This window comes from Cellulomonas sp. JH27-2 (assembly GCF_014837175.1).
Lineage (GTDB): Bacteria > Actinomycetota > Actinomycetes > Actinomycetales > Cellulomonadaceae > Cellulomonas.
Map to the genome: position 1 here is coordinate 392,921 of NZ_JACYFR010000001.1, position 13,238 is coordinate 406,158.

Genomic DNA, 13,238 nt, shown 5'->3' on the forward strand with positions numbered 1-13,238 from the left:
GATGACCAGCACCACGGAGCACGAGAACGCGGAGCTGCTGGCGCGCTACGTCGAGGGCCACACCGACGCCGCCGTGTCGGCGTCGGTCGAGGCGCACCTGCTGGGGTGCCCGTCCTGCCGGGCCGTCGTCGCCGGTCTGGTCGGGCCGGTCGTCGACCCGGTCTGGAGCCGCGTGCGGGCCGAGATCGCCGCCCCGCGGCACTCGGTGCTGATCCGCGCACTGCAGCGGTGCGGGCTGCGGGCCGGCGACGCCGCTCTCCTGGACGCCTCCCGCTCGCTGCACGGACCGTGGGCGCTCGCGTCGTTCCTCCTCACGGCGTCCGCGGCGCTCGCGTCCTGGTCGGGTTCGGTGCACGGGCTGATCGCCTACCTCACCATCGCGCCGCTGGTGCCGGTCCTCGGCGTCGTCGCAGCGTTCGCGCTGCCCGGCTTCCTGGCCGACCTCACGGCGACCGCCCCCTACTCGATGCTCCGGCTCGCGCTGCTGCGCACGGTCGCCGTCGTCGTCGCGACCGTCCCGGTGAGCGTCGTGGTCGGCGCCGTGATCCCGGGCGTCGGACTGCTCGCCCTGGCCTGGCTGACACCCGCGCTGGTCCTGTGCCTGCTGGCGCTCGTCGTCATGACCTGGTGGCCGCCACGTGCCGCGGCGATCGGCGTGATCGTCCTCTGGCTGACGGTCGTGGTGCTGTGCGCCGGCGCCGACGACGTCACCACGGTGCTCGGCGCGCCCGCCCAGCTCGTCTACCTGGTCGCCGCCGCAGCCGCGGCCGTCCTGCTCGTCGCCCGTGTCCGCTCGTCGCACGCTCCCGGAGGTACCGCATGAACGCGCCACCGATCGTCACCACCCGAGGCCTGACCAAGCGCTACGGCCGGACCGTGGCGCTCGACGCGGTCGACCTCGACCTGGGCCTCGGCGTCACGGGGCTGCTCGGACCGAACGGGGCCGGCAAGTCCACGCTCATCCGCCTGCTGACGACGGCGATGCTCCCCGACGCCGGTTCGGTGACCGTCCTCGGCTACCATGCGACGGGTGGCGCCGAGGCCAGGACCGCCGTGCGGCGCGCGCTCGGCTACGTGCCGCAGGAGGTCGCGATCCCGCGGTCCATGACGTGCGCGTCGTTCGTCGACTACGTCGCGGTCCTCAAGGAGTGGACCGACGCTCACGCCCGACGAGCGGAGGTGCTGCGCGTGCTCGACCTCGTCGGCCTGGGTGACCGGACCAGCGCGAAGGTACGCACGCTGTCCGGCGGCCAGCGTCGCCGCCTCGCGCTCGCGCAGGCCTTCCTCGGGTCGCCGTCGTTCCTGGTGCTCGACGAGCCGACGACGGGCCTCGACCCCGAGCAGCGGGGCGGCCTGCGCGCCCTGGTCTCGCAGCGCGCCTCGACCGCCGCGGTGCTCGTCGCGACCCACCAGACCGAGGACGTCGCCGCCTTGTGTGACCGCGTCGTGGTGCTCGCGGGCGGGCGCGTCCGGTACGAGGGAACGGTCGCGGACTTCGTCGCGACGTGCCGCGACTCGGTCTGGCTCGCCGGCACCGCGGCCCCGGGGGCCGTGCAGTCGTGGCGGACCGCCGGCGGTGACATGCGGTCGATCGGCGGACGCCGACCGGTGGACGCGAGGTCGGCGGAGCCGACCGTCGAGGACGCCTACCTGCTCATGCTCGGCGCGACGTCGCGCGACGGGGTCGTGGACGGAGTGAGCGCATGACCGCCGCGACGCTCGAGGCGCCCGTGCTGCGCCCGGCCGTGCTCCGCCCGCTGGTGGTGCGCGAGATGCGCCGCTACGCCAGCCGCCCGCTCTTCCTCGTCGGCGCTCTGCTGGTGGTCGTCAGCTGTCTCGGCGGACCTGACGCCGTCAGCTCGAGCCTCATGAACGTGGTCGTCCCCGCAGCGGCGATCGGCCTGCTGGGGGTCGTCGTCATGGCCTCCCTCACCCGCCGGAGCGGCCAGCTCCGCGAGAGCGCCGGCGTGCCGCCGGTGCCCGAGCGCGCGCAGACCGTGGCCCTGGCGTGGTCGGCCGCCGTGCCCTTCGCCGTCGGCCTGGCGTGGTTCGCCTGGGCGTCCCTGACCTATCACCAGCAGCCACCCACCGCTGCGGGCTACCCGTTCGGCGACGCGCCGACGGGCTGGGCGCCGGCCGTGCTGTTCGGCTGCGGCGCGATGTCGACCCTGGGCGGGCCGCTGCTCGGCCTGCTGCTGGGTCGGTGGTGGCCCAGGCGGAGCGTCGCGATCGTGGTCTCGGTCGTGCTGGTCGCCGCCGCGATCGTGATGCAGGGGCTTGTCGCCCCGCTGCGCGGCGTGCGGACGTTCATGCCGTTCACGTACTGGGGCGGACCGTTCGGGGTCGAGGGCGACGACATGCGCGCCCTGATGTTCCCCGGATCGCCGCAGTGGTGGGTCGTCTACCTGGCCGGGCTGTGCGGGCTGTGCGTCGTCGGCGCGCTGTGGCACGACCCGGGCGCCCGCTCGCGGCGCCTGCGGCTGGTCGCGCTGTCGCTCGTCGTGCTCACGGTGGTCGCCTGCCTGCTGTCCGCGCTGACCGGCCTCGACCACACCCTGGTCAACCCCGTACCGACGCGATGAGGACCTACGCGGCGGCCGCCGTCCCGTGGCACGTCGTCGCGACCGGCTGCGTGCTGGTGCCCGGGCTGCTGGCCCTCGTCGCGTGGAGACCGTCGGTGGTGTGGCCGCTGCAGGGGGCGGCGCTCGGCGTGGTCGGCGGTGCGGTCGCGTGGTCGATGGACGAGCCGCTCGCCGCGCTCGTCGACACCCTGCCGCGCGCGCTGCCCTGGCGGACGGTCGCGCGGTGCTGCGTCGTGCCGCTCGTCCTCGTCGCGTGGGCGGTGCCGCTGGTCGCTGCGCGCGACCGGCTGCCCGCGCATCTCCCACTCTTCCTGCTGCAGGGTGCGGGCGTGGCTCTGGTCGCGCTCGCCGTGACCGTCGCCCTGCGCCGACGCGGTGCACCGAGCCCGGGCCGGCGGGTCGCTTCGATCGCGGTTCCCGCGGCCCTGGCGCTCGCCCTGATCCGGCCCGCCCCGCGCCGGCTCGCCCTGTTCCCGGTCTGGCCGACCGACGCGTGGGCGACGAGCGCTGCGCTGTGGTCGATCGCCGCCGCGGCGGCCTCGCTCGTCCTCGCAGGAGCCCTGCTTCGCGAGCACTGTCCACGCCGGGTCCCGATCAGAAAACCGCCCCACCTGTGACGGGAGTGAACGCGAGGGACTCGATCGCGTCCCACGAGGCACCTCCCGTCCCAGGTGCGGCGGGGTGCTGCCGTCAGCCGGGCGGTATCACCGTCGACCGCCGGTACTCCTGGACCGTGGGGGACGACGAGTGGAAGGCGGTCGTGGTGGAGAAGCGGACCGGGTTCAGACCCGACGTGCACGGGTTCGCGTTCCCGAACGCGTTCGTCGACGTGTTCGCGACGCTGCCGAACGGCACGAAGATCACCACGCGGGGGCGGTGCGGCGGCATGGCGTACCTGTCGCTGGACCTGTTCCACGCTGGCGCGCCCGCCCCGCGGTGGGGACCGGGCCTGTGGGCGCCGCAGCGCGTGCCGCCCGACGACAACTGGCTCGCCGACGCCATCCGCGCGCGGCTCTTCGACTCGTTCCGGGTGCTGTCGGCCGCGTCGTTCCTGACGTGGTCGGTCCTGGCAGACGGCTCGATGGGCCCCCTCAAGGGCGTCCGGCGGCGGACTGCCGAGGACGAGCTGCCGCAGGTGGTCAAGGCGATCGACGACGGTCGGCCCGTGCCGCTCGGCCTGGTCGTGGCGCGCAGCATCGGTGCCGTCGGCACGAACCACCAGGTGGTCGCGCACGGCTACGTCCGGGAGGGCGACGTGACGTCCGTGCTGATCACGGACTCGAACAGCCCGGGGCGCGAGGTGCGGCTGACGCCGGGCGAGGCCGGCTGGGTCGCCTCGAACGGGCCGACGTGGCGCGGGTTCTTCGTCCAGGACTACCGCGCCGAGAAGCCCGTGGTGCTGACGTCCAGCCCCGCCGACCCGGCGCGCACCGTCCGACGCGGTGACGTCGTCGCGCTCTCCCACGCCCGGACCGGGGCGACCCTGCACGCCGACGGTCGGCGCGTGGCCGGTGTCCACGCCACGGCGAGCGACGCCGAGCGCTGGGAGCTCGGCGCGCCCGGCCCTCCGCAGCAGACGACGCCCGACGGATGGGTCGACGAGGACCTGGTCGCGCTGCGCCACGTGCGCAGCGGCTCCTACCTGGCCAGCCGCGCCGGGGCGCGCTCGCCCGTGACGGGGCAGCAGCTCGTCGAGCTGGGCGACCAGCCCGACGCCTGGCGCCTCGAGGTGGACGGCGGCGGCCCCTGGTGCGCGGGCGCGCGGGTCCGGCTGGTCCACGCGGCGACGGGAGCGGCGCTGCACTCGCACCTACGCTCGTCGGCGGCGACGGGCGGCCGCCAGGAGGTCACGGGCTTCGCGGCGCGCGACACGAACGACTGGTGGACGGTCCTCGAGGTCCGCTGACGCCACCTACTCCGCCGAACCTGCGATCGCAGACGCCATCCGGCCGGATGACGGTCATGATCGCAGGTTCGACGTCGGTGGCAGGGCGGATGGCGGTGAGGATCGCAGGTTCGGCGGCACCGCGGCCGTCAGGCCTGCGCCGGGCCTGTCGAGTCGCGGACCACCAGGTGGGTGGGGAGCTCGACCGACGCCGCGACGCGCGGGTGAAGCCGATCCAGCGCCGCGAGCAGCAGGTCGGCGGCATGGTGGCCGGCGCGTTCGGTCGGCACGGCGACGGTGGTCAGCGCGGGCCGGACCAGGTCGGCACCGAACACGTCGTCGCAGCCCACGACGCTGAGGCGACCGGGCACGTCGACTCCGCGCGCGGCCAGCCGGTCGAGGACCCCGAAGGCGAGCAGGTCGTTGAAGACGAGCACGCCCGTGACACCGGATGCGAGCACCGCGTCGGCGACCGCCGGACCGGCCTCGCGCTTGGGCGCGTAAGGACCGAGCCCGACGAGCTCCACGCCGAGTCGCCCGGCCGCGAGCGCGAGCGCCTCACGCCGGTGACCGTCCGACCACGACGTCCGCGGGCCGCCCGCGTACGCGATCCGGCTGTGCCCCAACGAGACCAGGTGCTCCAGCGCCTGGACCTCGCCGTTGGGGGTGTCCATCGCGACGCTCGCGAACTCCGCGCCGGGGACTGTCCGGTTGATCGTCACGAGCGGGACGTCCTGCGACCAGCGGGCGATGTCGTCGTCGCCCATCCGCGAGGCCGCGAGGATGACGCCGTCGACTGTCCCGCGGATGCTGCGCAGGGTGCGCTCCTCGGCCTCCACGGACTCCTCGGTGTCGACGAGGACGTGCACGTACCCGCCCTCGCGCAGCCGGGACTGGGTGCCGCGCATGATGCCGAAGAAGAACGGGTTCATGATGTCCGGCACGACGAGCGCGACGGTCTGGGTGCGGCCGGAGCTCAGCGCCCGCCCGGCGGCGCTGGCCGAGTACCCGAGGTCGCGCGCGGCGGCCAGGACGCGCTCGGCGGTCACCGCGTTGACGCGTCCCGGCATGCACAGCGCGCGGGACGCGGTGGAGACGGCAACGCCGCTGCGCTCCGCGACGTCGCGGAGCGTCGGTGCTCGCTCGGGCATGAGGCTCCTGCCTGCTCATCTCGCCGGTCCACCCGACGGGATCGAGAGCCATCCTGCCTTCCCAGGCCACGCTTCGGCAACAACTGGCAAACGATTGCCGCGGATGAGGAACGCGGGTTAGGGTCGTCCCGACGACGAATGCGCGGCACGGATGCCGCGCGCAGGTGGCCGACGACGAGCACCGCCGGACGGCCGTCGACGAAGGAGCAGAGCGTGAGCAGCGCCGACCAGACCGGCTCGACGACCACCCCGACGAGCAGCGCCGGCGGCACCGCCATCGCCCGCGCCGAGGTGCTCGTCACGAGCCCGGACCGCAACTTCGTCACGCTGCGCCTGACCACCGCGGACGGCGTCGTCGGCCTGGGCGACGCGACCCTCAACGGCCGCGAGCTGTCGGTGGTCAGCTACCTGCAGGACCACGTGGTCCCGCTGCTGATCGGCCGCGACGCGCACCGCATCGAGGACACGTGGCAGTTCCTGTACCGCTCGGCGTACTGGCGCCGCGGGCCGGTGACCATGGCCGCGATCGCCGCGGTCGACGTCGCCCTGTGGGACATCAAGGCGAAGCTCGCGGGCATGCCGCTGTACCAGCTGCTGGGCGGCGCCAGCAGGAACGGCCTCCTCGCCTACGGCCACGCGAGCGGCCGCGACCTGCCGGAGCTGTTCGACTCCATCCGCAAGCACCGCGAGCAGGGCTTTCGCGCCATCCGCGTGCAGACGTCCGTGCCGGGCATCGACTCCGTCTACGGGGTCGCCGCGCAGCCGTCGACCGGCGGCCGCTACGACTACGAGCCCGCCCAGCGCACCGCGCTCCCGGCCGAGGAGGACTGGGACACCCGCGCGTACCTGCGCCACATCCCCACGGTCTTCGAGGCGGTCCGCAGCGAGTTCGGCCCGGAGCTCCCCCTGCTCCACGACGGCCACCACCGCATGACCCCCATCCAGGCCGCGCGGCTCGGCAAGGACCTGGAGCCGTACGACCTGTTCTGGCTCGAGGACTGCACGCCGGCGGAGAACCAGGAGGCCCTGCGCCTGGTCCGCCAGCACACCACCACGCCGCTCGCGATCGGCGAGGTCTTCAACACCGTGTGGGACTACCAGACGCTGGTCCGCGAGCAGCTCATCGACTACGTCCGCGGCGCGGTCACCCACACGGGCGGCATCACCGCGCTGCGGCGCATCTTCGACTTCGCCGCGCAGTACCAGATCAAGAGCGGCATCCACGGTCCCACCGACATCTCGCCGGTCGGCATGGCCGCCGCGCTGCACCTGGACCTCGCCATCCACAACTTCGGCATCCAGGAGTACATGCAGCACGGGGCCCGGACCGACGAGACGTTCCGGTCCACCTTCACGTTCGTCGACGGCTTCCTGCACCCCGGCGACGAGCCAGGGCTGGGCGTCTTGTACGACGACGACGTCGCCGCGCGCTACCCGTACCAGCAGGCCTACCTGCCGTTCAACCGGCTCAAGGACGGGACCGTCCATGACTGGTGACGCCCACCCGATGTGGCTGCCCGACGAGGTGTGGCGTCCGCTCGGCTCGCGGCGCGTACTGCTGGCAGCGGACCTCGACGACGCCGTCGTCCGGACGGTCCACGCCGAGCTGTCCAACGCGACGTCGCGCTGGGGCGGCTCGCTGACGGTCGCGGACGAGCGGACGTCCGTCGACGAGCACGACGTCGTGCTGGCCGTCGTCACCCACGCGGCCGGGCGCGGGACGATCGCTGCCCGCGACGAGCACCCGTGCGCTGCCCCGTGGGCCCCGGCCGTCCGCACGGCGCTGGGTGACCGGATGACGATCGACGCCGGCGCGCCCCTGCAGGACGGCATGTTCGGCATCGGTCGCCCGACGGGCGTCACGACCGTGCTGGCCGCCCCCGGCGCCGCCCTGCTCCACGGTCTGCGCACCCTGGTCCGACAGGGCGAAGTGGCGTTCGTCGGCACCGACGACCTGCTCTGGGACCTTCCCGCCCAGCCGGTCCGGAGACTCGACCACTGAGACGACGTGGGCGTCCACGACGCATGGGCCCGGTGGAGCGCGGGTACGCGGGCGGCTCGAGCCCTGACGGCGCCGCGACGACGGCCCACGGCGCCGAGATCTGGCGAGCGTGCACGCGCTAGGGCTGCTACGACTCGGACCACGTCCGCGCGGTCGTCGAGCGCCCCGCGGGCGCGGACCAGGTCTTGCTGCACGGGTCGGTCTCCACCACCGACGGCCTGCCTGAGGAGGAGTGGTACCCCGCCTCGACCGAGACCGGATGCGCGGGAACCGTGGACGTGCTGTCCGACCCCACCTCACCTGGCGACAGCGTGATGGCGGCGGGTGACATTCATGCGTCGGTCGACGGGGACGCGAAGAACACCGTCATCCAAGATGGCGCCATCACGTTCGTCGGCGCCCTCGTCGCCCTCGTGCCAGGAATCGGGCTCGCGGTGCTGATGGATGACCGTCCCTGGCGGCGCCGACCGGGCGGCTCGCACGAGGCCGTGGTCAACGGCCGCGTTCACCGCTGGCGGTGAAGCGGTCGCGGAAGCCGGCGACGACGGGAAGCGCCTTGCGGAGCAGGACAAGGGGTCCGACGCGGCCAGGACGATGACTCAGTCCGACGCAAAAAACGCCAGGTCGGCCGCGGCGACCACGACTCGAACTGCCTCGAAGGAGACCGACTACTCGCTGCGGTCAGCCGGCGAACGGCCCCGTCGTGGGCCGGCTGCGGCGTGGGTCGCAGCTGCCAGGAGATCGTCGACCGCCGCACGGATGCGGTCCGCGTCGGTGACCGTCATCCCCAGGCCGTCGAGCATCGCGGCCGGGATGCCGACCGCCTGCTCGCGCAGCTCGCGGCCGCGCTCGGTCAGGGAGATGGCGAGCACGCGCTCGTCTCCCCCCGCCCGACGACGCTCGACCAGCCCCATCGCCTCGAGCCGCTTGACGATCGGCGACGCGGTGGGCGGCTCCAGGTGCAGGTGGGACGCGAGCTCCTTGAGCGAGAGGTCACCGTGCTGCCAGAGGGCGAGCATCGCCATGTACTGGGGGTGGGTCAGGCCGAGCGGTTCCAGCAGAGGACGGTAGAACCCGACGAGCGCCCGCGCCGCGGCCGAGACGGCCAGGCACAGCTGCGCCTCGACGGCCAGCGGGTCGACGAGCTCCTCGGGCATACGGGCATCGTAGGCGTCCACGCTATAGTTAGTGCCCTCACGAATAGAGGTCTCACCATGAGCATCGGCGACGCCTTCGACGCGTTCAACGAGCGCGTCACGCTCTTCCTGCTGCGGTTCGTCGGGCCGCCCCAGGTCGGCCCGTCGCGCGCGGCCGACTCCGCCGCGCGCACGGACGCCGCCGGGCGGGCCTACGACACCGAGCTGCGCGGGCAGTTCGTGCGTGTGACCGGCCCCGACGGGCGTCCGTACCTCGTCGAGCGCTGAGCCCGACGCGGGCCTATCCGATCGGGTTCCACCCGTCCGCGCCCGCCAGGTAGCGCGCCGGCGTGTAGCTCGCGGCGTCCGCGTCGGACAGCTGCGGGCGGTTGCCGTTGGCCGTGGCCCCGGCGCCCGTGTTCTTGTACTCGCGGAATCGCGCCTTGGACCACACGTTCCCGGACATGTCGATCCACGGTTGAGCGGTCGCCATGGTCGCCGACATCGACGTCTCGCGGTACAGCACCTGCGCGTCCTGACCCCACGGCCGGCCGAGCTGCGTGGTGTTGTTGGTCGCCCCGGTGATCGTCGAGCGGTAGATCAGGAAGCCGTACGGTTTGGCCGCATCGGTCTTCGCCGCCGTGATCGGACCACCGGTACTCCGGCGCTGGTAGATCGACGCCCGGTCCAGCACGGCGGTGCCGCCCCCGAAGATGAAGTCCACGGTCCCCTCGACGTACGAGTCGACGATGTAGGACCGCCCCGAGTTGAGGAGCAGGGTGTCCTGGTTGCCGAGGAACCGGACGTTGCGGAACGTCGCCCGGTCCGCGTCCACGTTCACGGCCACGGCCTGCGAGCCCTCGCCGTAGTCGTTGGACAGCGTCAGGTTCTCCACGACGAGGTCCTTCGCCTTGACGAAGAACGTCGCGGACCCCGACGTGCCGTAGCCGCCGGCGCTCGACCGGTTGTTCACGACGACCGTCTGCTGCGGCGTGCTGCCCGTGCCGCGCAGCGTGACGAACGGCTTGTTCACCGTGACGATCTCGCGGTAGGTCCCGGGCTTGACGGTGATCACCTGGCGGGTGGTGTTCGTCGACGGGATCGCGTCGACGGCGGCCTGCACGGTCTTGTACGTGCCCGTGCCGTCCCCCGCGACGGTCGTCGTGGTCGGTGTCGTCGTCCCGCCGCCGGAACCGGCAGCGGTGAAGCCGCTCCACTGCACCTTCGCAGCGTCGTCGCACGCCTCCTGCACGATGGGCGCACCCGAGGCCGTCGACCCGTCCTTCACGGCCAGGCACAGTCCCGACGAGGCGTTGCGCACCTGCCACTTGCCGGACTGCGACGACGCGACGGCGGTCCAGGTCTGGTTGGCCTGTGCGGCACAGCCCCACTGCTGGAGCGCGGTGCCCGTGGCGGACGATCCGCCCGCGACGTCGACGCACTGCTGGGAAGCGCCGTTCACCAGCCGGAAGCCGGCGCCCTGCGTCGTGACCGTCCAGGTCTGCCGGGCCGCACCGGTCTCGCACGTGGCCGACGTCAGCGGCGTGCCGTTGGCCGTCGTGCCACCCGGGACCTCCAGGCACTTGCCCGACGCGCCGGAGCGCAGGACGACCGCACCGGTCGCGACGCCACCGCTGGATCCACCCGTGCCGGTGCCAGGGTCCGTCGTCGCGCCGTCGATGCCGATGTTCGCCTGCGGCCCGGTGTACTTGGCCAGCAGCGCTGGCACGTCGGCCGCCTTGTCGAGCGTGTAGGAGTAGAACGACGACGGCGTGAATGCGCTGCCGTTGGTGGTCTGGTCACCGGTCGAGCTCACGACGATGCTGCCGGACTGGCGCAGCTGCGCCGCCGTCGACTCGATCGCGTACGGGTTGTTGATGTGGTCGAAGTAGCTGTTCTCCAGCACCATCTTGGTGGCGCCGCGCGAGAGGTTGCCGTAGCTGGTGATGTCCTCCAGCCAGTTGTTGTACAGGTGCGCGTACTGCACGTTGTCCGTGGACGGGTTGCGCTGGTTCGTGTCGTGGATCCAGTTGTGGTGGATGGTCATGCGCGCGGTGACGTTGTCCGTCCAGCCGATACCGAACGCCTTGTTGGTGTTCCCCAGCTCGTTCCACGACACGGTCAGGTTGGTGGTGTCGAGACGGCTGTCGATGAGGCCGTCGTTGGTGCTCAGGATGCGGTTGTGGTCGATCCAGACGTTCGACGCGGTGTCCATCTGGATGCCGTCGTAGTCGTAGGCCTTGTCGTCCGGGTCGTCGTCGGCCATCTTCGTGTCGCCGAGCGTGAGGTTGCGGATGATGACGTTCTTGGTGCCCGGGTTCAGGTGCAGCCCGCCGTGGACGAGCTTGCCGCTGCTGCCGACGCCGATGATCGTCTTGTCCGACGTCACGGGGATCTCGTAGCCGTACGGCGAGACCGTGATGGCCGCCGCCACGCGGACCACCTACTTCCCGCTCGCCGCGGCGTACTTCTTGAGGTCGTCCAGCGTGGTGACGGTGACCGTCGTGCCGCCCGCACCGCCCGTCGTGCCCTGCGCGAAGCCGTCGGAGGTGTTCGACCAGGCCCGGCCGGTCGAGGGGACGGTGCCCGTGGGGGACGGTGTGGGGGTCGGCGTACTCGTGGTCGTCGGCTTGGGCGTGCTCGTCGCGGTCGGGGTGGGGGTGGTGGTCGTCGAACCGGTGCACGTGACACCGTCGAGCGTGATGGCGCTCGGCACCCGGTTCGCGGACGTCCAGGCGCCGTTGAACCCGAAAGACACCGAGCCGCCCATCGGCAGCGACGCGTTCCAGCCGGCCGGCTTCACGCTCACGGCCGCGCCCTGCTGGCTGAACGTGCCGTTCCAGCCGGACGTCACCGTCTGGCCGTCGGGGAACTGCCAGCCGACGGTCCACGTCGACTTGGCGTCCCCGAGGTTCTTGACGACGACGTCGGCGCCGAATCCTCCGGCCCACTGGTTGGTGACCGTGTAGGTGGCCGAGCAGCCGGTCGCAGCCTGCGCGGGGGCGGCCACCACCCCGAGACTGAGAACGGTCACAGACCCGGCGAGAAGTGCGAGTGCGCGGGCGCCGCGACCGGGACGCCCCTGACGGGGCCGGACTGCGGCGACGCTGCCGCTGTGCATCCTGAGATCACTCATGGCGGAAAGGTATGCGCTTGCCGTAACGCCCTGACAGGCGACGAAACGTTTCAGTCAACTCGTGCGAGCACTGCCGAGAGCCCCGGTCCGCGGTCGACCAGGCTCTCGTCGTGACGTGGACTCAACCGACCTGGGGAAGAGTCCCCGTGCCGACGACGCCGCCGGGCGGGCGCAAGACACCGAGCCGCACGGGCAGTTCGAGCGCGTGACCGGCCCCGACGGCCGCCCATACCTCGTTGAGCGCTGACCTGAGCGCCCCGGCCAGAGCGCCTCACTCGACCCAGTCGAACGACCGCTTGAAGGTGTCGCTGTCGTCCACGACGACCGGCGCGCCACCGGCCGCCGGGACGACGTAGACGACGTTGGGCGGGTGCGCGAACTCGTCGTTGCCGGGGTCGAGGCCGAAGACGATCCGGTTCCCGTCGGGGGACCAGTCCGGCGCGATCGCGAACCCGCCCTCGTCGTCCTGGTACACGACCGTCAGATCGCTGCCGTCGGGTGCGACGGTCCAGATCGGACCGACCGCGGAGAGCCGCTCCGCAGCGAAGAGGATGCGGGTGCCGTCCGGGGACCAGCGCGCCCACACCGTCGGCGGCGCCTCCGGTGTCGAGATCTGGTGCGCGTCGCTCCCGTCGACGTTCACCACCCACAGGCTCCCGCCCGTGTAGGGGTCCGGATCGGAGTTGACGGACCGATAGAAGACGAGCTGGTCGCCGTCCGGCGAGTAGTCGAGGGGGACGTCGTCGAAGGTGCCGGGTCGCGTGGTCACCCGGACCACGCCGCCCCCGTCCGCCACGCGCGCCGTGTAGATGCCGGTGCGCGACGGGTCATCGTCGTCCCACGCCTCGTACGCGATGCGGGTGCCGTCGGGTGACCACGCCAACGGCACCATGTTCAACGACGGGTCGGTCCGGGGCAGCGGCACGAGCTCGGCCGCATCGTCGGTCACGTCGAGCGTCGCGCCGGTCAACGGCGACACGAAGTCGCCCGGGAGCGTCAGGATGCGGCCGCCGTCCGGCGACACACGCACCACGCAGCAGGCAGCACCGGACGGGGTGAGCTCGCGCGTGTTTCCGCCGTCGGTCACCAGCACGGTCTGGACGTCGCCCGCCGTCGTGTGCGTGAAGTAGAGGTGGCCGTCCACCTCGCTGGCGGCGCCGGTCCGGGATGGCACCACCGCCGTCGCGAACGCCGAGCCTGCCACCGCACGGTCGTGGTCCGCCGAGCAACCGGCGCCCAGCGCCGCCCAGCACCCGAGGGCGAGGGTCACGCCGACGGAACGTGTGCGCATCATCCCGAACCCCATCGATCCGAACCCCGTCGATCGCTCCGGCGCCACGCTGCCA

14 protein-coding genes are annotated in these 13,238 nt (G+C 72.6%); 9 read left to right on the forward strand and 5 right to left on the reverse strand.

Features of this window, described 5'->3' with window-relative positions; genetic code table 11:
- Nucleotide 1 precedes the first annotated feature (1 nt).
- The 5 genes from IC607_RS01830 to IC607_RS01850 all read left to right on the forward strand — a co-directional run bounded on the left by IC607_RS01830 (nt 2) and on the right by IC607_RS01850 (nt 4,488).
- Nucleotides 2–823, forward strand: coding sequence for a zf-HC2 domain-containing protein (locus IC607_RS01830; RefSeq protein ID WP_191785282.1), 822 nt, complete (start codon nt 2–4; stop codon nt 821–823).
- On the forward strand, nt 820–1,707 hold the full coding sequence (locus tag IC607_RS01835; protein ID WP_191785283.1) for an ATP-binding cassette domain-containing protein: 888 nt from the start codon (nt 820–822) through the stop codon (nt 1,705–1,707). The genes IC607_RS01830 and IC607_RS01835 overlap by 4 nt, the downstream gene beginning before the upstream one ends.
- Nucleotides 1,704–2,582, forward strand: coding sequence for a hypothetical protein (locus tag IC607_RS01840; RefSeq protein WP_191785284.1), 879 nt, complete (start codon nt 1,704–1,706; stop codon nt 2,580–2,582). The genes IC607_RS01835 and IC607_RS01840 overlap by 4 nt, the downstream gene beginning before the upstream one ends.
- Complete coding sequence (locus IC607_RS01845) at nt 2,579–3,199, forward strand: hypothetical protein (protein ID WP_191785285.1); 621 nt, start codon at nt 2,579–2,581, stop codon at nt 3,197–3,199. Before IC607_RS01840 ends, IC607_RS01845 begins: the two co-directional genes overlap by 4 nt.
- Before the next feature lie 116 nt (nt 3,200–3,315).
- Complete coding sequence (locus tag IC607_RS01850) at nt 3,316–4,488, forward strand: hypothetical protein (RefSeq protein ID WP_191785286.1); 1,173 nt, start codon at nt 3,316–3,318, stop codon at nt 4,486–4,488.
- A gap of 128 nt (nt 4,489–4,616) precedes the next feature.
- On the opposite strand, the gene IC607_RS01855 is transcribed toward IC607_RS01850, so the two are convergent.
- Nucleotides 4,617–5,618, reverse strand: coding sequence for a LacI family DNA-binding transcriptional regulator (locus IC607_RS01855; RefSeq protein WP_191785287.1), 1,002 nt, complete (start codon nt 5,616–5,618; stop codon nt 4,617–4,619).
- A gap of 213 nt (nt 5,619–5,831) precedes the next feature.
- Here IC607_RS01855 and manD point away from each other — a divergent pair, with 213 nt between their 5' ends.
- The 3 genes from manD to IC607_RS01870 all read left to right on the forward strand — a co-directional run bounded on the left by manD (nt 5,832) and on the right by IC607_RS01870 (nt 8,141).
- A complete protein-coding gene (manD, locus tag IC607_RS01860; RefSeq protein WP_370525950.1) occupies nt 5,832–7,115 on the forward strand; it encodes a D-mannonate dehydratase ManD in 1,284 nt (427 codons plus the stop codon).
- Nucleotides 7,105–7,620, forward strand: coding sequence for a hypothetical protein (locus IC607_RS01865; RefSeq protein ID WP_191785289.1), 516 nt, complete (start codon nt 7,105–7,107; stop codon nt 7,618–7,620). The genes manD and IC607_RS01865 overlap by 11 nt, the downstream gene beginning before the upstream one ends.
- Nucleotides 7,621–7,892: 272 nt before the next feature.
- Nucleotides 7,893–8,141, forward strand: coding sequence for a hypothetical protein (locus IC607_RS01870; RefSeq protein ID WP_191785290.1), 249 nt, complete (start codon nt 7,893–7,895; stop codon nt 8,139–8,141).
- Nucleotides 8,142–8,288: 147 nt separating this feature from the next.
- Here the strand turns inward: IC607_RS01870 and IC607_RS01875 are convergent, their stop codons facing one another.
- Nucleotides 8,289–8,777, reverse strand: coding sequence for a MarR family winged helix-turn-helix transcriptional regulator (locus tag IC607_RS01875; RefSeq protein WP_191785291.1), 489 nt, complete (start codon nt 8,775–8,777; stop codon nt 8,289–8,291).
- 57 nt (nt 8,778–8,834) lie between these two features.
- Here IC607_RS01875 and IC607_RS01880 point away from each other — a divergent pair, with 57 nt between their 5' ends.
- Nucleotides 8,835–9,044: a hypothetical protein gene (locus IC607_RS01880; RefSeq protein ID WP_191785292.1), complete on the forward strand. Its 210-nt coding sequence runs from the start codon at nt 8,835–8,837 to the stop codon at nt 9,042–9,044.
- Between the two features lie 13 nt (nt 9,045–9,057).
- Here IC607_RS01880 and IC607_RS01885 read toward each other — a convergent pair whose 3' ends face one another.
- The 3 genes from IC607_RS01885 to IC607_RS01895 all read right to left on the reverse strand — a co-directional run bounded on the left by IC607_RS01885 (nt 9,058) and on the right by IC607_RS01895 (nt 13,183).
- Nucleotides 9,058–11,190: a pectinesterase family protein gene (locus IC607_RS01885; RefSeq protein ID WP_370525951.1), complete on the reverse strand. Its 2,133-nt coding sequence runs from the start codon at nt 11,188–11,190 to the stop codon at nt 9,058–9,060.
- A gap of 9 nt (nt 11,191–11,199) precedes the next feature.
- Nucleotides 11,200–11,892 (reverse strand): cellulose-binding domain-containing protein, encoded by a 693-nt coding sequence (locus tag IC607_RS17240; RefSeq protein ID WP_225224287.1) that lies wholly within the window; start codon nt 11,890–11,892, stop codon nt 11,200–11,202.
- A gap of 271 nt (nt 11,893–12,163) precedes the next feature.
- The gene (locus IC607_RS01895) at nt 12,164–13,183 is read right to left on the reverse strand and encodes a PD40 domain-containing protein (RefSeq protein ID WP_191785293.1); all 1,020 of its coding nucleotides are present in this window, start codon (nt 13,181–13,183) and stop codon (nt 12,164–12,166) included.
- Between the last annotated feature and the right edge of the window lie 55 nt (nt 13,184–13,238).